The following is an 18,712-nucleotide window of genomic DNA, read 5'->3' as shown; positions in this document are numbered from 1 at the left end:
TTGAACCATCGCCAGAAAAACAGCTTAAAATAGATACATTTAGATAATGACGGTATTTTATCTCAATGGAATAGCCTTGATTCAGGCAATCTCACCACCATCAAGCAGTGAAAAGGACAGGAATTCACATAAGACTTGGCTATAATAGCCGGCACTCCATTTCTGGTTTGATAAAAGGAAACCGACATGAGCTTGAACCAAGTACCCGCAGGTAAAGACCTGCCAGAAGATATTTATGTTGTGATCGAAATCCCTGCCAACGCCGATCCAATCAAATATGAAATCGACAAAGAAACCGGTTCTCTGTTTGTAGACCGTTTCATGTCTACTGCAATGTTCTATCCGTGCAACTACGGCTACATCAATAACACCTTGTCATTAGATGGCGACCCAGTTGATGTGTTGGTGCCAACGCCGTATCCGTTACAGCCAGGCTCAGTTATTCGTTGCCGCCCAGTTGGCGTGCTGAAAATGACCGATGAAGCGGGTGAAGATGCCAAGTTGGTGGCTGTTCCACACAGCAAACTGACCAAAGAATATGACCACGTTAAAGACGTGCAAGACCTGCCAGAGCTGCTGAAAGCACAGATCAAACACTTCTTTGAGCATTACAAAGATCTGGAAACTGGCAAGTGGGTGAAAGTTGACGGTTGGGAAGATGCCGCAGCAGCTAAAGCCGAGATCCTGTCCTCTTTCGAACGTGCGAAGAAGTAATTCTTTGTCGCGGACGTCATAAAAAACACCGCCCTTGAGCGGTGTTTTTTTATGGCTATTTAACTTTACAGCTTATTATTTTCTTCATGGCGCTTTAACCAATCGCCACTGTAGATACGCGGTAGCCCTTCAATCGGTAGACGATAAAGGTATATCCACGCACTGCCATAAGGCGTCTGGATCAACTCACGCCGATAATCTTTGGTATTACTTTTCAGCTCATCTAACTCATTCATAATAGACGAGTTAATACGATAAACTTCACAATGCACGGTGCCGTCTCCGGGCACAACTGCCGGATAATGACCTAAATCGTACATATCAAAACCTTCCAGGTCATGTTCACCCAATAACTGGGCGTCCGTCATCCAATGACTATTACCTTGCTTGCGTCGTAAACTACCGTAGACAATAATTCGCATTGTTAGAACTCAAACTGATAAAGCACATCTAATGCCTGATCAATACCAGACACCGCTTCCAGATACAACCTGGGCATCAACCGATAACGTAATGTTAACGTAGCCAGCGAGTCAAATATACCCACACCGTATTTTACTTGCAGATCTTTAGTGACATATCCACTGACAACCACTTGTGAGCTATCGCCAACCCCCTGAGTATCCAGTGCCAGGTTGCTTACACCAAATGCCTCGCCAATTTTACCCACAAGTTTACCACTTTGTGCAACCCCCATACCGACCAGCATGGACGTCATCAAGCCGCTGTCAGCCCCAGAATTGCCCAGCCCCTGCCCACGTAGCAGATAAGATAATGCTTCTTGCTGGGACATCGCCGGATCCGAGAAGATCTCCAGCCGTGGTGAGTCCGCCATTCCCGTCACCCGCACGCCAGCCGTCACACCGTCGGCAGTAGCATCAGGATTTCGAATGGCTTCGATATTGAGTAGCGGCTGATCCGGTGGGCCGGAGAACAGCAATACCCCTTTGTTAACAATTAAATCCTGACCATAAGCACGGAAACTACCAGACGGAATATTAATCTGCCCATTCAAACCTAAGCCGCGCTGGTCCTGCACCATTTTCAAGTCGCCCTGTAAGCGCGCTTTAAGGCCAAATGCATTCAGGCGAACATCATTACCAACGTGAATCACCAGATTACTGTTAATTGGGATACTGGTAGAGCGCGGCGAAATAGGTTTCAGATCGTTATTTAGCATGACTTCGTCAGGTGAAACCCCCACGGCACTTTCTGGCACTTCCTGCACGGTAATACGCGCCCAGGGAATATCGACTGAGCCATTCAGAGTAAACAGCTGTGGCGTGGCTTCAAAGACAATGTCCGGGGACACATCTATCCGCACCATTGGCGGAACCGTCACCCGCAGCTTGTTACCTTTGGCGGCAATCCGGGCACGCCAGGCATTGATATCACGCCAGTCAGCATCACCAGAAAGATTGAGTTGCCCTTGAGAAGTGCGGATTAAGCCCTCTAATGTTGAGGTCATTCCGTCAAAATTCATCACCAGACGCCCTTCGGTGATATCAAATGGCATCCAACTGCCGTCAACATCTACGTTATCCAGCGCCAGGCGGCCAAAGACCAGTGGGCTTTTCGCATTCCCCCCCAAACGCAGATTAGCATTTAAAGTACCCGCGGCTTTTTCGCCATCACTCAGAATCGGGTTAATCATGGCCAGCGAGAAGTTACTGATAGCAATGTTACCGGATAGATTACGCCGCCCTTCTGGATCAGCAACCTGCACCTGCCCGGAGAACTGGCCATTATTGACCAGCTTAACCAACCAGTCCGCACGCACTTGGCCATTGGTCAAGCCGCCATTCAAATTCAATGTTTCAAAGGCTATCGGCAGCGGATTACCCTGCACCATTTGCTGCACTTTGACACCATTGCCACTGAGTGAAACCCGCACATCCGGCAAAGCGCCGCCCGCTCTCCAGCTGACATCCGCGCGCCCAGTGAATACCCCGCTCATGGTGGTATCTGGGCCAAGGAAAGGTTTAATCATGGCGAGATCAAAGCGATTGAGTACCACACTCGCCTGCCCACTCGGGCCAGCTTCTATCGCTCGCGGCACACACAGTTCCGCATTGGGGTTAAGCCAACAGTGTGGCCCAATAGTGACCTGCTGTAGGGTATTTTGGTAATCCAATGCAATGGCACGGCTGATACGCCATTCACCAACCGGCGTGTCAAAGCGCGTATTATTGAGGGTACCGCGCCAGCGTTCTTGCTGCCGGTCGAAGCTCCCCTCCAGTGCCAACTGACCAGACACCGGCTCACCTTGCATATTCAGGCGCAACTGATGCTGCCTTTCACTGCCACGCGCCTCCAACGTCAATAAGCTAATCAGCAAGTCAGCTTGTTTAAGTTGCTCGACCCTGATGGCTAACTGGCCTTGGATTTGGTCGGTCGAACGCACGTCACCGTCAATTTTAACCCGATTAATGGTCAATTCTTGCCATTGCAGGCGGCTCGCCGTGAGATCGGCCAACAGTTGTGGCGCTTTAAGGTTGCCGCGTAATTTCAGTGTTCCGTTCACCACGCCGCCCAACCCCGGTAACGCGCCATCAAGCTGCGGGGCGTCAACATTGGCATCGAGCTGCCAGTTATCGCCAAGGTCGCCTTTCACATCCAAATTATTGCGCCCTAACGCCAGCTTGATGCCGGGAATATGCCACTGACCCGCCGCATTCCCGGTCAAAGAGCCACGCGCGGTTACGCGATTTTGCTTCACATTGCCATCCAGCGTCAGCTCTGGTACCTGTAATTGCCAGCTACCGCCATGGATACTGCCGCGAGTCACCATCTTGCCATCCAGTTTTGCTGGCCACTCCGGCCACTGCTTCGCGGTATTAATACCTGACAGCGTTAACACCGAGTTCCAGCTAATGGCTTTGCTCCAATCCACCACACCGGTAAGGTCAGTGTTACCTTGCAGTGCCGCCAGACGCAAACGCGTCAGATTGAATTGCTCGACATTGCCTTTACCATCCAAAGTGAATACCGCTGGCGGCAAATCGGTGCCTTTAAAATCAGAGCGAATTGAGAGTGCGTAATCTGTCGCCTGCCCGTTAAAACGCATTCTGAGATTATCGAGCTGAAACTGAGGCTCGCCACTCAATGGCCAACGCAACTGCTTGCTTTGCAAGGTTAATGCCAGAGGCAATCCCGCCTGAGCCAGCGCAGTTTCTGCGGCTAGCTGTGCACTGACCGGGCCAGATAAATTGAGATCGACTTTGAGCTGCTCACGCAATGCGCCGCCAACCGTCAGTTTTACTTTCTCGCCTTTCAGTGGTTCGATGTTCAACGCACTGTTAACCACCATACTGAGCGGCCACTTATCAGCAAGTTGTGCCTCACCATGGGCAGACAACCCACCCTGTGGCGATTTAACATCCAGCGTATCCAGAGTGACCCGGTTATCCAGGGTACTGGCACGTAGCAAAAGACTGCTGATAAGGACATCGGTATCACCAGTAAGCCGCAGTTGTTGCCCTGAAATCTCCTTAATATTCAAATCCAGTGGCAAACGAAAATCAGGTAAGTCCGGCAGTAGAGGTTTGGCGAACAGCTCTTTTAGCGTCTCTCCCAGAGGAGTTTCTGGCTCGGCCGGGGCTGCGGCCTGTTGCTCAATAGCTTGTTTGGCGGCAATCGCGGTTTCAACCGCCGGTTTCGCCGCATCAGGGACAATAGCCGGTACCGTTTTCGGCAACGCTATCAGTAACCCGCTGATTTTAGTTGGCATTAAGTCCAGCGCACGCTGTTGCCAATGTGCGCCAGTTCGGAATTCATCCAGCGAAATTGCGGTATCATCAATAGTGACGTTGACATTATTGAGCGACAACAGGCGCAAAGTAAGGGGATACGGGGTGCTCAGCTCGCCCATCGGCTCGGTGCTGGCTGGTGCCGGAGCCGCAGGTGGCATGGCCTTGGTATCCACCACCACATCGACATCCTGGGCTGTCAGAGCATTAACACATAATTCGCTGCGTTTTAGGCAAGAGAGCTGCAATGACAGATGAAATTGCCCCGCTTTGACCGTCACACCCGGCATTTGGTACTGAATACCCTTGAGTGTCAGATCACGCCAGCCACCGCTGACACTGGCAATATCCAAGCCGGGCACCCAGCGTGCGGCGCTGTTGATGACAAAATGCAAACCGCTGGTGGTGCCGAGTAAGCCCACCACAGTTCCTACCAACAGTAGGATAATGAGCAGAAACGCAATACTGAGTCTCTTTACCCACCTTAGTTTCTTTACCGGCATCGGTTTTTTTACCGGCATCTGTTCCTCTATTTGCGTCATAGCTCAGGCCCCAAACCGATATAAAATTGCACGCCACGTGCTTCGTTGTCACCAATAGGTTTCGCGATATCCAGCTTAATCGGGCCAACAGGGGAAGCCCAGCGCACCCCAAACCCGGCACCGGTTTTTAAATCACTCTTGCGAATATCATTTACCGCTTCACCGGTATCGACGAATACCGCCCCCCACCAACGGCCAGTGACGTTATATTGATATTCCACAGAGCCAGTCGCCAATTTAGAGGCACCGGTTAACTTACCTTCGCTATCACGCGGAGAAACATCACGGAACTTATAGCCGCGAATACTGCGGTCCCCACCGGCGAAGAAGCGCAGTGATGGCGGGACACGGTCAAAATTATTGGTTTCAATCCAGCCCAGGTTGCCACGCACCACAAAGCGGTTTTTCTCACCCAAGGTGCGTATCCACACGTTTTGCGCCTGGAAAATGCCGAAATCAACATCAGAGCCCCACGTGGTATCCGACACATCAATCGAGTAACGCTGACTGTCGCCCCAGACCGGCATAGCGCCACCGCGCTGGCGGGTACGGTTAATACTCACCCCCGGATACAGCAACATGGTGGTGTCGGTCACACTGCCCTGAGTAAAGTGATCCAGACTCCAACGCAGGTTTATCGCCCGCTGCCAACCACTGGAAAGATCCCAGAAGCGAGCGACGTTAAGTGTGGTGGTATCTGATTTGGTGTCATTGAGGTCAGTGCGTTTAAACCCGCCCTGCAACAGGTAATACTGCTCAAGAGGATTTTTTAACAGGGGAATGCGATAACTGAAATCCAGTGTTTGCTCAGGTGCCGACAGTGTGGTGCTGGTCGTCAGACTGTGGCCATAGGAGTTCATCCAAGGCTTACGCCAACTGGCGGTCAGGCGCGGGCCGACATCAGTCGCATAACCGCCCCCCAACTCAACAGTATTTTCGGTGCGTGGCGTGACAACCGCATCGAGCGGCAAAATTTTGGTCTTTTTGGCATCGCGGAAATCCGGCGAAACCACCACTGAGTTAAACCAGTTAGTGGCAGACAAACGGCGGTTCAGTTCGGCCAGATCATCAGCCGAATACAGCTGCCCATCATGAAAAGGCACCAGATTTTGCAGGAAATCCTCACGGATTTGTGAACCCTGGAAGATAACTTTACCGAAGCGGTAGCGCTCGCCGCTGTCGAAATCAATATCCCAAAAAGCCTGGCGCAGTTCGGCTGCTACACCTAACTGGCTTTTGATCATATTGGCGTCAAAATAACCACGACGCAAAGCCAGCCCCGTCAGTGAGCTTTTGAAGTTGTCAAAATCGCCATGATTTAGGACTGAGCCAATTTTTGGCGTATCGCGGCGCACCAGCGCCAGATAATCAGGATCAGTTTTCGCCCCGCCTTGTAGCACGATATCCACACCGGCAATCAAAACCGGTTCTCCGGGCACCACCTTGGCGATTAAAACCGAGCGGGCCGGAGCCGGACGCTCTTGTAAATCAAAGGTAATGGTGGGGTCGTAATAACCCAAAGCCCGCAGCCCCTGACGAATCGCTTCATCCACCCTTGAGCGGAAACGCCCGTCGGCGGTGACTTCATCAGTACCAATTGTTGATAAACGCGCCCTGACGTTTCGCTCTAAATCCCCGCTAAGACCCTCAACCTGCAACCGAACATTGGCAGCATAGGCAATAGGTGTAGCGAGCAATACACACAAAAAACAAAAAATGGGGTATCGTGGCACGCGTACTCCTAGCTTATTAATTATACTTTCCTGTAAAACGGCCTCGCGGACGATCAAAAATTCAGTGGCAATACTCACACTATCATTCCGCATTCAAAGACTGATTTAAGCCTATTACTCCTAAAACTCCACCTTAAGCCGCTACATTAACGCAGAATGGGTCTTATTGTGTGCAAACTCGCAATCAGATACAACTGTCTGTCGCGATTCACTGTAAACATCTTGTTAGTCATTTGCTGTAAACTTAAAATTCACTGTCAACATCGGAGTCTATTGTGGTGCAAAATTTTGATAAAACCGCCGTCATTGATGCGGCGAATGCTTTGCCGGGGCGACTGACACCGATGCCGGTTGCAACTCTGCATGTTGTGAATGGGCACTCCATGACGCATATCCCTGAAGGTATGGAAGTAGCTATCTTCGCCATGGGCTGTTTCTGGGGCGTCGAGCGCCTGTTTTGGCAGCAACCGGGGGTCTATAGCACCGCCGCGGGCTACAGCGGTGGCTATACGCCAAACCCAACCTACCATGAAGTGTGCAGTGGGCGTACCGCCCATGCCGAAGTGGTTCGTGTGGTTTTTGACCCAAGGGTCATCAGCTATAAGCAACTATTGCAGATTTTCTGGGAAAATCACGACCCAGCACAGGGAATGCGTCAAGGGGGCGATGTTGGAACACAATATCGTTCAGCTATTTACGTCTTGACGCCAGAGCAGGAAGCACAGGCTCAAGCGAGCAAAGTACAGTTCCAGCAAGCCATGGAACAAGCGGGCGACCACCGGACGATTACCAGCGAAATCGCTCCCGCGCTGCCGTTTTATTACGCCGAAGATGACCACCAGCAATATTTATACAAAAATCCACATGGATATTGTGGCTTAGGCGGGATTGGGGTTTGTATGCCACCCAATTTGTAAGGCTGGCGGCGCTCTCATCGCTGCTGCTATACTAGCCGGGCTGTTCACTCAGCCCGATAACGGTTTTCTTCCGTTGTCTTAAAACTCAACATGAACTATATACCCTATATATTTCAAGGCGCAGGCAGGCGGCAAGCAAGAGCCTCCGATGAGCTTGCGCGAGTCAGTCATTTGGGTGAGTTGAGCAGTCAAAGCATCTGTAACTTGAAAGATGACCGGTATGGCCTTCCTTAAGATCGCCGACGCTATCGTCGGTACGACACGGATAGATTATGTTAAACAGTATTTTACTGATTCTTTTTTTAATTGCAGTGAGTGCCTTTTTCTCGTTATCCGAGATTTCGCTGGCCGCATCACGCAAAATTAAATTAAAACTTCTGGCAGATGAAGGCGATATCAACGCCTTACGGGTACTTAAACTACAAGAGACTCCGGGGATTTTCTTCACCGTGGTCCAGATTGGGCTGAATGCCGTTGCCATTCTCGGTGGTATTGTCGGTGATGCGGCATTCTCTCCGTCCTTCAGAGTGGTATTCGAACGCTTTATGTCACCTGAGCTTGCCGATCAAGTGAGCTTTATTTGCTCATTCGTTCTGGTCACCAGCTTATTTATTCTGTTTGCCGACTTAACCCCGAAGCGCATCGGTATGATTTCACCTGAAGCGGTTGCCGTGCGAATCGTCAACCCGATGCGCTTCTGCCTGATGATTTGTCGTCCATTAGTTTGGTTCTTCAATGGAATGGCCAATCTGATCTTCCGCTTATTTAAGCTACCAATGGTTCGAAATGACGATATAACTTCGGACGATATCTACGCCGTGGTGGAAGCGGGCGCATTGGCCGGGGTGCTACGCAAGCAAGAGCATGAACTGATTGAAAACGTATTTGAGTTGGAATCACGCACGGTTCCATCTTCAATGACATCACGTGAAAGTGTGATTTATTTCGATCTGCGGGAAAGTGAAGACAGCATCAAAGAGAAGATTTCGACGCATCCGCATTCGAAGTTCCTGGTTTGTGATGGTCATATCGATCAAGTGGTGGGTTATGTTGACTCCAAAGACTTATTGAATCGGGTTTTGGGCAACCAGAGCCTGGTACTGAGCAGCGGTGTGCAAATCCGCTCGGCCTTGATTGTGCCGGATACTCTGACACTGTCTGAGGCGCTTGAGAGCTTTAAGACGGCGGGTGAAGACTTTGCCGTTATCCTTAACGAATATGCTTTGGTCGTTGGGATAATTACCCTGAATGACGTAATGACCACCCTGATGGGGGATTTAGTCGGTCAGGGGCAAGAAGAGCAAATTGTGGCCCGTGATGAAAACTCATGGTTGATTGAGGGCGGTACGCCGATTGAAGACGTGATGCGCGTGCTGCATATCGATGAATTCCCGCAGTCCGGCAATTATGAAACCATCGGCGGCTTTATGATGTATATGCTGCGCAAAATTCCAAAGCGCACTGATTTCGTCAAATATGCCGGTTATAAGTTTGAAGTGGTGGATATCGATAGCTACAAAATCGATCAGTTATTGGTAACCCGGCTCAGTGACCAACCTGCGCCGATACTGCCAAAAGCCCCGCATGAAAGCAGTGATGCATAGATAATGCATCCTAATAGATTGAATTAATAATAGTTTGAAACATTAGCGGCCCCGATTAAGGGGCCGCAATTAAATTAGTCTAGGGTATGACCCAAAGTCATTGATGTTGCAGCTAGGCTGAATCCCGATGAACTAACTCAAGTCAGTGATTCGCGGCTAACAACGCTGCAACTCCAAATACGCAGAGTATCAGCCCATCTCAGCTTGCAAACGCATCACCTGCCGATTAACTTCTGACATCACCTCAAAGTGGCGTTTATCCCTAACTTTCGGGATTAAAATCTTGCCTTTATCAAACTCAAAAGCCCCCATGTCTTTGATATACAACCGACCACGGAATAACGTTTTGACATACATCGCGATTTTTGCCGGGTTGTAACGTTGGAAGATCCTCATTGTTTTACTTTCCTCCCATAGCACCAATACGTACCTTTTGGCGGCTTAGCGACCAAGATCACAGGTAGCGTAAGATAATTGCAGAGTAATAGACCTAGAGTATGGGCTTAAGTTCCCCCAAAATCAGTCATTGATGCTGGATTTACATAAAATTACAGAGCCACGCAGAGAAAATGAGAGATCGAGACAGAATAACCATCTAGTAAATGTCAGAAATAATTATTTTCAACAAACAGGACAGACCTCCGATCTGCACCTATTATTGGAAAACTGATACCCAATAATTTCCAAGGTACAGGAATAAGTGCCCAACATGACTCATAAGATCCTAAAGGACATTCCATGATAAAAAATAGCCTGCTTATCCTATCGCTGCTGTTCACCCCCGTCATCGCCAGTGCTCATACACTCCAACTTGACCAGCGTGTACCGCCGGTGGGGGTCAGCGATAAAGGCGAATTAAATTATGATAAGGCTACTGATCAGTTTAGCTATAAAAACTGGAATAGCTCGCAATTGCCCGGCAAAGTGAGAGTCATCCAGCATATTGCTGGCCGCACCTCGGCAAAGGAGTTGAATGCGCCGCTAGTAGAAGCCATCAAGCACGCTAATTTGCCACACGATCGTTACCAAACGACGACAATCGTCAACACCGATGATGCAATCATTGGCACTGCCATGTTTGTGCGCAGCAGCATTGAAAGTAATAAACGTGAATTCCCTTGGTCACAGTTTGTGGTAGACAGTAACGGGAATGTTCAAAAGGCCTGGGATCTGGCGGCGAAAGGTTCGGCAATTGTGGTGCTGGATCAGCAAGGAAACGTTAAATTTGTCAAAGATGGCGCACTGACGCCGGAAGAGGTGCAGCAGGTCATTGCCCAACTGCACCAATTACTGAAGCCTTAAAACAGCGACACTCTAAAGCCGGGGTTCAGGAAAGATTCACGCGGGGTATAAGAAAGTGGCTTACCCTGCCAATCATGAACCAGTGCCCCGGCAGCAATGGCGACAGCATGCCCGGCTGCGGTATCCCACACATTGGTTGGCCCGAAGCGAGGGTACAATTGCGCTTTCCCCTCCGCCACCAAACAAAACTTGAGTGATGAGCCGACCGAGACCGTCTGATGCTCGCCCAGTTGCGACAAATAATCTTCCAACTCGGCATCACTGTGAGAGCGGCTTACGACTACCAGCGGTGGCAGTGCATCTCGCACTTGAATTTGCATACGCCGGCCCCCCTCTTCCTTCCACGCCTTGCCATCTTCGGCGCTGTACATCACTTCAGTCACTGGGGTGTAGACCACCCCCAACACCGGTACCCCTTGGTCAATCAGGGCAATATTGACGGTGAATTCACCATTGCGGTTCAAAAATTCTTTGGTGCCATCCAGTGGGTCAACCAACCAATAGCGCTGCCAATGCTGGCGCACCGCCCATGTCGGCGGATCTTCTTCAGATAACAGGGGAATATCGGGGGTCAATGCCGCCAATCCAGCTTTGATAATTTGGTGAGCCGCAAGATCAGCCGCAGTGACTGGTGAATCATCTTTTTTATGGGCCACATCAAGGGGCTTATCACCCTGATAGACCGCCATAATCGCCACGCCTGCCTCGCGGGCTAACTGGCAAATTTGCTCTAACATCATCCACCCCTTGGTATTATGAGTCATGTCGAATATTGATAGTCAGAATGTATCTGATTGATCTCAGTTGATCGGAAATGGCCTCAAGACATTTTGTCCACTCTACATTCATTTTAGAACGCAAAGCTAAAATAAAAATTAATCATCACAATGCTTATCCCCGGTTGGGCAGACTAATAATTTCCCTGCCAAATAGCCACCTTTGTCATCTAACTTTGAATAAAATCAGTGGCATCAACCTGCTGCAACTGTGAGCACCTGCGCGTTATCTCAATGCGTTTTCTGCCAAACTTCACACTTTATTATGACAATTTATTAAATTTACATATTCTTTTGCGATACATGTCGAATTGTTTTCTTAATGGAAAAGCCACGATGGAGAAAGCCATGTCTAAGCGTCCGCTGACGTTATCCCTGCTTGCCAGCCTGATTGCTGTCGCGACATCCATGTCTGTGTTCACAACACAAGCCGCTACCGTTGACTTGCGAGTACTGGAAACCACCGATTTACACAGCAACATGATGGATTTCGATTACTACAAAGATAAGCCTACCGAGAAGTTCGGTCTGGTGCGCACGGCCAACCTAATTGAAGCCGCCCGCCAACAAGCAACCAACAGTGTGCTGGTGGATAACGGAGACCTGATTCAGGGCAGCCCGCTGGGTGATTATATGGCAGCCAAAGGACTCAAAGCCGGGGAAATTCATCCGGTCTATAAGGCAATGAATACCCTGGACTATGCAGTGGGTAACATCGGCAACCATGAGTTTAATTATGGTCTGGATTATCTGAAAAAATCGCTGGCAGGGGCCAAATTCCCCTATGTAAATGCCAACGTCATTGATGTCAAAACGGGTAAGCCACTGTTTCAGCCTTATTTAATTGTCGACACTCCGGTAAAAGATCGCGAGGGGAAAACACACAATCTACGGATCGGCTACATTGGTTTTGTGCCGCCACAAGTGATGATATGGGACAAAGCCAACCTGAGCGGCAAAGTCACCGTTAACGACATCACCGAAACCGCTCAAAAATGGGTACCGGAAATGCGCAAACAAGGCGCTGATTTAGTGGTGGCGATCCCCCACTCCGGCCTCTCCAGTGACCCTTATAAAACCATGGCTGAAAACTCGGTTTATTACCTCAGCCAAGTGCCGGGTATCGATGCCATCATGTTCGGTCATGCCCATGCCGTCTTCCCAAGCAAAGATTTTGCCACTATCAAAGGCGCGGATATTGCACAGGGGACATTGAATGGTATTCCTGCGGTGATGCCGGGCCAGTGGGGCGACCATCTGGGTGTGGTAGATTTTGTCCTGAATAATGACCAAGGCCCATGGCAGGTGACTCAAGCCAAGGCCGAAGCGCGCCCTATCTTTGATAAAGCCGCGCAAAAATCGCTGGCTGCCGAAGATGCAAAATTAGTGAAAGTGCTGGCCGCTGATCATCAGGGCACCCGTGATTTTGTCAGCCAACCCATCGGCAAAGCATCAGATAATATGTACAGCTATCTGGCGTTGATCCAAGATGACCCAACCGTACAAATCGTGAATAACGCCCAGCGCGCCTATACCGAACACTTTATTCAGGGCGATCCTGATTTAGCTGACTTGCCGGTGCTTTCTGCCGCCGCGCCGTTTAAAGCGGGTGGACGTAAAAATGACCCGGCCAGTTTTGTCGAGGTAGAGAAAGGTGAGCTGACCTTCCGTAATGCCGCTGACCTGTACCTTTACCCGAACACGTTAGTGGTGGTAAAAGCCAGTGGTGCAGAGGTTAAGCAGTGGCTCGAATGTTCTGCTGCGCAATTTAATCAAATCGATGTGAACAGCAGCAAGCCGCAATCACTCATTAATTGGGATGGTTTCCGTACTTATAATTTCGATGTTATTGATGGGGTTAATTACGAAATCGATGTGAGCCAACCGGCGCGCTACGATGGTGAATGTGCATTGATTAACGATAAAGCTGAGCGGATTAAAAACCTGACATTTAACGGCAAACCTATCGATCCAACAGCGACGTTCCTGATTGCTACCAATAACTACCGCGCCTACAGCGGTAAATTTGCTGGCACTGGTGACAGCCATATTGCTTTCGCCTCCCCGGATGAGAACCGGGCCGTTTTATCGGCTTATATCAGCGCTGAAACCAAAAAGCATGGGCAAGTCACTCCACAAGCCGACAATAACTGGCGTCTGGCAACTCTTGAGAGCAAACAACCGCTGGATATCCGCTTTGAAACCTCGCCAAGTGCTAAAGCGGCTGAGTTTATTAAGCAAAAAGCACAATATCCGATGAAAGCGATGGGAACTGACGACATCGGTTTTGAGGTTTACCAAATCGATTTACAGCAGAAATAATCTAAGTCAGTGCTATAAATGCAAAAAGGGCGACATTATGTCGCCCTTTCTCATATCACTGCCGGGGATATTACAGAATTTCCAGCAGTTCCACTTCAAACATCAACGCACTGAATGGTGGAATAGTTGCACCGGCACCACGCTCGCCATAAGCCAGGTTGTGTGGGATGTACAACTTCCACTTAGAGCCCACTGGCATCATAGACAGAGCTTCAATCCAGCCGGGAATGACGCCGCTAACCGGGAACTCTGCGGGTTGGCCGCGCTCAACTGAGCTGTCAAATACGGTGCCGTCAACCAAGCGACCGGTGTAATGCACACGTACGCGGTCTTGGCGGGATGGAATCGGGCCGTCACCCGCCTGCAACACGGAGAACTGCAAGCCAGACTCAGTCGTGGTAACGTCATCACGCTTGGCATTCTCTTCCAGGAAAGTTTTCCCTTCTTCAACCAAAGCCTGCTGGCGTTCAACACGGACTTTATCAGCACGCTCGTGAACTTCACGCAATGCACGGTGCACAACATCAACAGGAACGGTCGGTGTATTCCCTTCCATCGCGTCACGCAAACCTGCCAATAATGCTTCTGGCAATAAACCTTCCAGCCCGGACTCTTGCAATTGTTGCCCGATTTGTAAACCAATTCCGTAGCTTGCTTGCGCTTCAACGCTTTCAAAAGAAGGGGTTGTCATGGATTTTCCTTTAGTCGCTAATCATGTCGAAGCCGCAAGCATAACAGCAGCAGGGGAGCGCGGTAAAATCTTGCTTCGCTAATGATGACTTTTGTCGAAGAAAAAGAAACAATGGCAGCAGGCTAACGGGGAAATTCCCTGTTTAAGTATTATAATGTTCTGCCTTTTGGCATCAATCAGTTAGCCAGTCAGCCCAACTTCAAGTAAGAAGAGTTATACTTAGAAGCCTACTAGTGCATTACCATTTTATTATTTATGTAGTTTTACGTCGTTGAAGAGAGGTCACCATGGGCAGAATCGCGCCCAGGAGAAGGAAAAGTACCCGGGTTTATCAGCCACTGCTGCATACCTGGCTGAATATCAGGCAGCGGATTTTGCCGGATGCTAAAACGACGGATGAGCAAAATCTGATGTCTGAAGTCAGCGCATCTGAACATATTGCTCCTGCTGAGGATATTGCCTCTACTGAAAGTCATGTTTCCCCTGAATCTGCGGCTACGCCGGCTCAGGAAACAGGTATTAAAGGACTGTTGCTGAAAATCTGGCACTTGCCGGACAATTTTCAGTGGATGGAGCCATTACCTTTCTTCCACCGTCGCTGGATTATCATTGCGACGACGGTATTGCTGCTAGCACTGCTGTGGCCAGTATCACGCGATAACACTAATAATTCATTCCCGGTTAGCGCGCCGTCAACTGAGGTTCCACTACAGGCCCAATTACAAAGCGACCTTCATTTACAAAACAATCTTGATGCTCCGCCACCTCCTACGGTGGCGCCTTCCGTGACACCTGAAGCCACTCCCCCAGTACAGGGAAATTGGCAGAGTTATCAGATTCAATCAGGGAAAACACTGGCGCAACTGTTCCGTGATAATAACTTACCGGTAAACGAAGTGTTTGCGATGGCACAAGTTGAGGGTAACGATAAACCGCTGAGTAATCTCAAGGCCGGGCAGGAAGTTAAAATTATGCTGGATGCTCAAGGTGTGGTGGCTGCACTGGCCATTGAAACCACCAGTAACGCGCAAGTGCTGTTTACTCGACAAAGTGATGGCAGCTATCGCCGCGATCGTTAAGCGCTATATCCCATCGCCCGCTTTTATCGACCAATTCTCTTCTTTAGTACTGTCTAACTCAGTGCTCCGACGGCTATTTCCCTTGGCGCCAGAAAGCAAAACGCCAGCACGAGGCTGGCGTTTTAGCAGGTTAACAGCCGCGTAACTTACGCTTCTGCAACCACGATCACGTTCAGTTGCGCGAACACGTCGCTGTGTACCTGGAAGTGAACTTCATGATCACCTGTGGTACGCAGAACGCCATTCGGCAGACGAACTTCGCTCTTGGCCACTTCAACGCCAGCTGCAGTTACAGCATCAGCGATGTCGCGAGTACCAATAGAGCCGAACAGTTTGCCTTCATCGCCAGATTTAGATGCGATGGTGACGCTGCCCAGTTCGTTAATTTTAGCTGCGCGAGCTTCAGCAGCAGCCAGAACGCCAGCCAATTTGGCTTCCAATTCTGCACGGCGTGCTTCAAAGAACTCTACGTTTTTCTTAGTTGCCGGAACAGCTTTACCTTGTGGAACCAGGAAGTTACGAGCGTAGCCCGCTTTAACATTCACTTGGTCACCCAGGCTGCCCAGGTTTGCTACTTTATCAAGCAGAATAACTTGCATTACCTTATCCTCTCAAAGTCGTTAATGGACAGTGGCCGATTACTGATGACGATCAGTGTACGGCAACAAAGACAGGTAGCGTGCGCGCTTGATACAACGGGCGAGCTGACGCTGGTATTTTGCGCGAGTACCGGTAATACGGCTCGGGACAATTTTACCACTTTCAGTGATATAGTTTTTCAGCGTAGCGATATCTTTATAATCAATCTCTACAACGCCTTCCGCGGTAAAACGGCAGAACTTGCGACGACGGAAATAACGTGCCATTTGGCTAGTCTCCAGAATCTATAAATTCAATCTGCTCGGCATGCAGAACCAATTTGTTTAGCCCATTGCGGCCTTGATGGCAGCTAATGAAGCCTTCAACGGTTAACTGACTGCCGACCGTTATACTGTGAGTTAATGCTTGTGACTTTTGCCCGCTGACGATGATGGGCATTCTGCACCATGTTTGTCGGCTAAATCCGGCTTCCTGCTGTGTTGATCGGTGCTCAAGCACAAATTGACAATGCGGAATTCCAGAAGGACTTACTTTTCGAACCGGTGTCTTGCACACAGTGCCAGAGAGTACCAGACGATTAGTGGTCACCACGGCAATTACTCTTCAGAATCCCCAGCTTCAGAATCATCATTGGCTTCTGACGCAAAGTCGTGACGCTCACGGCGTTCGTCTTTCGCTTTAACCATTGGTGATGCTTCAGTTACCGCGTGTTTAACGCGCATAACCATGCTACGGATAACGGCGTCGTTGAAGCGGAAGTTTGTTTCCAGCTCATCGATCGCTTCCTGCGGAGCTTCAACGTTCAGCAGAACGTAGTGAGCTTTGTGCAGTTTGTTGATCGGGTAAGCCAGTTGACGGCGGCCCCAGTCTTCCAGACGGTGGATCGTACCAGCAGCATTAGTGATAGTTGCACTATAGCGCTCGATCATGCCCGGAACCTGTTCGCTTTGGTCAGGATGGACCATAAAAACGATTTCGTAATGACGCATCGATTATTGCTCCTTACGGATTATTCAGCCTCCTGATAGGGTCAACCGCGGCCCATGGAGGCAAGGAACGTATTTGTGTGCGGCTGAAAAATGACGCGTAACTATACTTGCGGGCGCTTGGAAACTCAAGGACTGGCGGGGATTTATTCTGGTTCTAACCATTACTCAGCTAAAACCGCACTTTTTGTTCATTCGACAACCAATGGATGTAGATCCATTAGTCTGATAAATCTTTCAATAAAATCATTAGCTCAGCATAAATGTTATTCATTTTTTTTGACAAAGTGAATCAATTGCCAGGTATTTTTAAATTAACAAAAGCGACTAGAATTATTTACATCCACCGCAAAACAAGCGGCGCAGCAGATAGATAACTTATTCAAAGTATATAAATAAGATTCTGGAGTCACCTATGAAACATACACTCGCCATCGCAGCTGCACTCGGCTTGGTATTATCAACCAGTGCGTTCGCTGCTAATGAAATAACCGCCCAGCAAGCTATGCAGCAACAGCGCGTCAGTATTGGTGCTCTGTCACTGGGCCACAATGTCGTTTCCCCTGATGATGCCACGGCACAAGTCAGTAAATTAGCGGATGAACGCGGGGCAAGCTCTTATCAGATAATCGCTATGCATGAACCCGGCGACAATAGTTCTATACACGTTAATGCAGTTCTGTATCGCTAAGATTCAATAGACAAATACAACACCAGAGAAATACCGACAAAAAAGAAAGCCCATACTCAATTTCCCCCGCCTGTCGGGGGCTTTTTTTATAGATACTGACTGAAAAACCGCGTCCCGGCAGCCAAAGCGCTCGGGGTGATTTTATGGCCAATGCCCACTTCGGTAAGATATGTCAGGTGCTTATCCCCTCCGCTCGCTCTCAGTTCCTGTACCAACCGCGCACTCTCTGCCGCTGGCACGACATCATCAACTTCGCCATGCCACACCAATAATGGGCGGTCAGTGATTTTGCCCAACTGATGGGAGAGTTCGTAATCAGCCAAAGGAGACAAGCGGCGCTCAAACTCCGCCGGGCTAACCTCGTGCCCCGCCTCTAATGGCGGAAATAGTGTCTGTGCCAGCGAGGTAAAATAGCCGGACCCCATAAAATCGGCAGCAACACTGACCCATGGATAGCGGGCAAAAGCTCCCAGAGTGGTCATTCCCCCCATCGATGCGCCCGCGACGCCAATACGCTCGCCCTCAATTAACCCCGCCTGCTGATAATGTTGTTTAAGGGCTGGCAACTCATCAATATTTGATTTTAAGATCTCCCAGAAATGCGATAGCCGTTGAGTTTCATTGCCGTTAAACCGCGCGCCATGCATATCCGCATCTGGCGCTATGGTACGAAAACCAGCTTGGGCAAAAGCATAGGCAAAGTAGGAGTAAACCTCTTTGGACGAGGTATAGCCGTGATAAAAGAAAATAGTCGGTAACGGCTGCTGGCGCTTACCTGCTGGGGCCGCATGGATGACCTCAATACCATTAATATTTTCCAGCGACATCTCAATCATGGCGAAAACCCTTTGTTTATTAGGCCGAGCATAAACAGGAAAAACCGATTTATACCGCATAAATTCAGTGTGCCAAAACCAAGATATAAAGTCTTAAATCAATTTCTTCCAAGATATTACCCACAGACGGGCAGTGGCAGAGTTACACTTGAGCAATAATGGGCTTGGTA

At 49.4% G+C, this 18,712-nt stretch carries 18 protein-coding genes; 7 read left to right on the top strand and 11 right to left on the bottom strand.

All coding sequences use genetic code 11. The features are described 5' to 3' along the window. Nucleotides 1-186: 186 nt before the first annotated feature. Nucleotides 187-714, top strand: a complete 528-nt coding sequence (ppa, locus tag FTA96_RS11860) for an inorganic diphosphatase (RefSeq protein ID WP_002210169.1) — start codon at nt 187-189, stop codon at nt 712-714. 65 nt (nt 715-779) lie between these two features. Here ppa and FTA96_RS11855 read toward each other — a convergent pair whose 3' ends face one another. From FTA96_RS11855 to tamA, 3 genes are read right to left on the bottom strand one after another with little or no spacing between them, the layout of a single operon-like run. Continuing rightward, nucleotides 780-1,136, bottom strand: coding sequence for a gamma-glutamylcyclotransferase family protein (locus FTA96_RS11855; protein WP_050110946.1), 357 nt, complete (start codon nt 1,134-1,136; stop codon nt 780-782). A 2-nt stretch (nt 1,137-1,138) separates the two neighbouring features. Next, nucleotides 1,139-4,966: an autotransporter assembly complex protein TamB gene (gene tamB, locus FTA96_RS11850; protein WP_222424312.1), complete on the bottom strand. Its 3,828-nt coding sequence runs from the start codon at nt 4,964-4,966 to the stop codon at nt 1,139-1,141. Nucleotides 4,967-5,001: 35 nt separating this feature from the next. Continuing rightward, on the bottom strand, nt 5,002-6,738 hold the full coding sequence (gene tamA / locus FTA96_RS11845) for an autotransporter assembly complex protein TamA (protein WP_050110952.1): 1,737 nt from the start codon (nt 6,736-6,738) through the stop codon (nt 5,002-5,004). Between the two features lie 278 nt (nt 6,739-7,016). Here tamA and msrA point away from each other — a divergent pair, with 278 nt between their 5' ends. Together msrA and FTA96_RS11835 are read left to right on the top strand one after the other, a co-directional pair. Continuing rightward, on the top strand, nt 7,017-7,655 hold the full coding sequence (gene msrA, locus FTA96_RS11840) for a peptide-methionine (S)-S-oxide reductase MsrA (protein ID WP_145574006.1): 639 nt from the start codon (nt 7,017-7,019) through the stop codon (nt 7,653-7,655). 272 nt (nt 7,656-7,927) lie between these two features. Continuing rightward, nucleotides 7,928-9,259: a hemolysin family protein gene (locus FTA96_RS11835; protein ID WP_050110942.1), complete on the top strand. Its 1,332-nt coding sequence runs from the start codon at nt 7,928-7,930 to the stop codon at nt 9,257-9,259. 189 nt (nt 9,260-9,448) lie between these two features. Here the strand turns inward: FTA96_RS11835 and FTA96_RS11830 are convergent, their stop codons facing one another. Further along, nucleotides 9,449-9,655 carry a DUF1107 domain-containing protein gene (locus tag FTA96_RS11830; protein WP_032910425.1) on the bottom strand — a complete coding sequence of 69 codons (207 nt, stop codon included), beginning with the start codon at nt 9,653-9,655 and terminating at the stop codon, nt 9,449-9,451. Between the two features lie 342 nt (nt 9,656-9,997). On the opposite strand from FTA96_RS11830, the gene FTA96_RS11825 reads away from it, so the two are divergent. Beyond that, on the top strand, nt 9,998-10,561 hold the full coding sequence (locus FTA96_RS11825) for a YtfJ family protein (protein WP_050121745.1): 564 nt from the start codon (nt 9,998-10,000) through the stop codon (nt 10,559-10,561). Here FTA96_RS11825 and cysQ read toward each other — a convergent pair. After that, nucleotides 10,558-11,298, bottom strand: coding sequence for a 3'(2'),5'-bisphosphate nucleotidase CysQ (gene cysQ / locus FTA96_RS11820; RefSeq protein ID WP_050110937.1), 741 nt, complete (start codon nt 11,296-11,298; stop codon nt 10,558-10,560). The genes FTA96_RS11825 and cysQ overlap by 4 nt on opposite strands. A 375-nt stretch (nt 11,299-11,673) precedes the next feature. On the opposite strand from cysQ, the gene FTA96_RS11815 reads away from it, so the two are divergent. Beyond that, nucleotides 11,674-13,659 carry a bifunctional 2',3'-cyclic-nucleotide 2'-phosphodiesterase/3'-nucleotidase gene (locus FTA96_RS11815; RefSeq protein ID WP_145534009.1) on the top strand — a complete coding sequence of 662 codons (1,986 nt, stop codon included), beginning with the start codon at nt 11,674-11,676 and terminating at the stop codon, nt 13,657-13,659. Nucleotides 13,660-13,729: 70 nt separating this feature from the next. Here FTA96_RS11815 and FTA96_RS11810 read toward each other — a convergent pair whose 3' ends face one another. Then, nucleotides 13,730-14,350: a peptidylprolyl isomerase gene (locus tag FTA96_RS11810; RefSeq protein WP_050110933.1), complete on the bottom strand. Its 621-nt coding sequence runs from the start codon at nt 14,348-14,350 to the stop codon at nt 13,730-13,732. Between the two features lie 287 nt (nt 14,351-14,637). Between FTA96_RS11810 and FTA96_RS11805 the strand changes: the two genes are divergently transcribed. Continuing rightward, a complete protein-coding gene (locus FTA96_RS11805; RefSeq protein ID WP_050110932.1) occupies nt 14,638-15,429 on the top strand; it encodes a LysM-like peptidoglycan-binding domain-containing protein in 792 nt (263 codons plus the stop codon). Nucleotides 15,430-15,575: 146 nt separating this feature from the next. Here FTA96_RS11805 and rplI read toward each other — a convergent pair whose 3' ends face one another. From rplI to rpsF, 4 genes are read right to left on the bottom strand one after another with little or no spacing between them, the layout of a single operon-like run. Further along, complete coding sequence (rplI, locus tag FTA96_RS11800; protein WP_004707026.1) at nt 15,576-16,028, bottom strand: 50S ribosomal protein L9; 453 nt, start codon at nt 16,026-16,028, stop codon at nt 15,576-15,578. Between the two features lie 39 nt (nt 16,029-16,067). Then, on the bottom strand, nt 16,068-16,295 hold the full coding sequence (gene rpsR / locus FTA96_RS11795; protein ID WP_002210155.1) for a 30S ribosomal protein S18: 228 nt from the start codon (nt 16,293-16,295) through the stop codon (nt 16,068-16,070). Between the two features lie 4 nt (nt 16,296-16,299). Further along, entirely contained in the window at nt 16,300-16,620 is a 321-nt protein-coding gene (gene priB / locus FTA96_RS11790; RefSeq protein ID WP_020282467.1) for a primosomal replication protein N, read from the bottom strand. 5 nt (nt 16,621-16,625) lie between these two features. Beyond that, a complete protein-coding gene (gene rpsF, locus FTA96_RS11785; RefSeq protein ID WP_002210153.1) occupies nt 16,626-17,018 on the bottom strand; it encodes a 30S ribosomal protein S6 in 393 nt (130 codons plus the stop codon). A gap of 412 nt (nt 17,019-17,430) precedes the next feature. Between rpsF and FTA96_RS11775 the strand changes: the two genes are divergently transcribed. Further along, complete coding sequence (locus tag FTA96_RS11775) at nt 17,431-17,706, top strand: YdgH/BhsA/McbA family protein (RefSeq protein WP_050110930.1); 276 nt, start codon at nt 17,431-17,433, stop codon at nt 17,704-17,706. Nucleotides 17,707-17,792: 86 nt separating this feature from the next. On the opposite strand, the gene yjfP is transcribed toward FTA96_RS11775, so the two are convergent. Continuing rightward, nucleotides 17,793-18,542: an esterase gene (yjfP, locus tag FTA96_RS11770; protein ID WP_145508477.1), complete on the bottom strand. Its 750-nt coding sequence runs from the start codon at nt 18,540-18,542 to the stop codon at nt 17,793-17,795. Nucleotides 18,543-18,712 lie beyond the last annotated feature (170 nt).

Source organism: Yersinia alsatica, assembly GCF_902170305.1.
In the GTDB taxonomy this organism is placed as follows: domain Bacteria; phylum Pseudomonadota; class Gammaproteobacteria; order Enterobacterales; family Enterobacteriaceae; genus Yersinia; species Yersinia alsatica.
The sequence above is the reverse complement of the archived record's forward strand: the minus strand, read 5'-3'. Positions and strand labels throughout refer to the sequence as shown.

Bases quoted from the DNA above. Each gene is read 5' to 3' on its own strand.
- ppa (WP_002210169.1), top strand. From the start codon at position 187: ATGAGCTTGAACCAAGTACCCGCAGGTAAAGACCTGCCAGAAGATATT.
- FTA96_RS11855 (WP_050110946.1), bottom strand. From the start codon at position 1,136: ATGCGAATTATTGTCTACGGTAGTTTACGACGCAAGCAAGGTAATAGT.
- tamB (WP_222424312.1), bottom strand. From the start codon at position 4,966: ATGCCGGTAAAGAAACTAAGGTGGGTAAAGAGACTCAGTATTGCGTTT.
- FTA96_RS11835 (WP_050110942.1), top strand. From the start codon at position 7,928: ATGTTAAACAGTATTTTACTGATTCTTTTTTTAATTGCAGTGAGTGCC.
- FTA96_RS11830 (WP_032910425.1), bottom strand. From the start codon at position 9,655: ATGAGGATCTTCCAACGTTACAACCCGGCAAAAATCGCGATGTATGTC.
- FTA96_RS11825 (WP_050121745.1), top strand. From the start codon at position 9,998: ATGATAAAAAATAGCCTGCTTATCCTATCGCTGCTGTTCACCCCCGTC.
- cysQ (WP_050110937.1), bottom strand. From the start codon at position 11,298: ATGTTAGAGCAAATTTGCCAGTTAGCCCGCGAGGCAGGCGTGGCGATT.
- FTA96_RS11815 (WP_145534009.1), top strand. From the start codon at position 11,674: ATGGAGAAAGCCATGTCTAAGCGTCCGCTGACGTTATCCCTGCTTGCC.
- FTA96_RS11810 (WP_050110933.1), bottom strand. From the start codon at position 14,350: ATGACAACCCCTTCTTTTGAAAGCGTTGAAGCGCAAGCAAGCTACGGA.
- FTA96_RS11805 (WP_050110932.1), top strand. From the start codon at position 14,638: ATGGGCAGAATCGCGCCCAGGAGAAGGAAAAGTACCCGGGTTTATCAG.
- rplI (WP_004707026.1), bottom strand. From the start codon at position 16,028: ATGCAAGTTATTCTGCTTGATAAAGTAGCAAACCTGGGCAGCCTGGGT.
- rpsR (WP_002210155.1), bottom strand. From the start codon at position 16,295: ATGGCACGTTATTTCCGTCGTCGCAAGTTCTGCCGTTTTACCGCGGAA.
- rpsF (WP_002210153.1), bottom strand. From the start codon at position 17,018: ATGCGTCATTACGAAATCGTTTTTATGGTCCATCCTGACCAAAGCGAA.
- FTA96_RS11775 (WP_050110930.1), top strand. From the start codon at position 17,431: ATGAAACATACACTCGCCATCGCAGCTGCACTCGGCTTGGTATTATCA.
- yjfP (WP_145508477.1), bottom strand. From the start codon at position 18,542: ATGATTGAGATGTCGCTGGAAAATATTAATGGTATTGAGGTCATCCAT.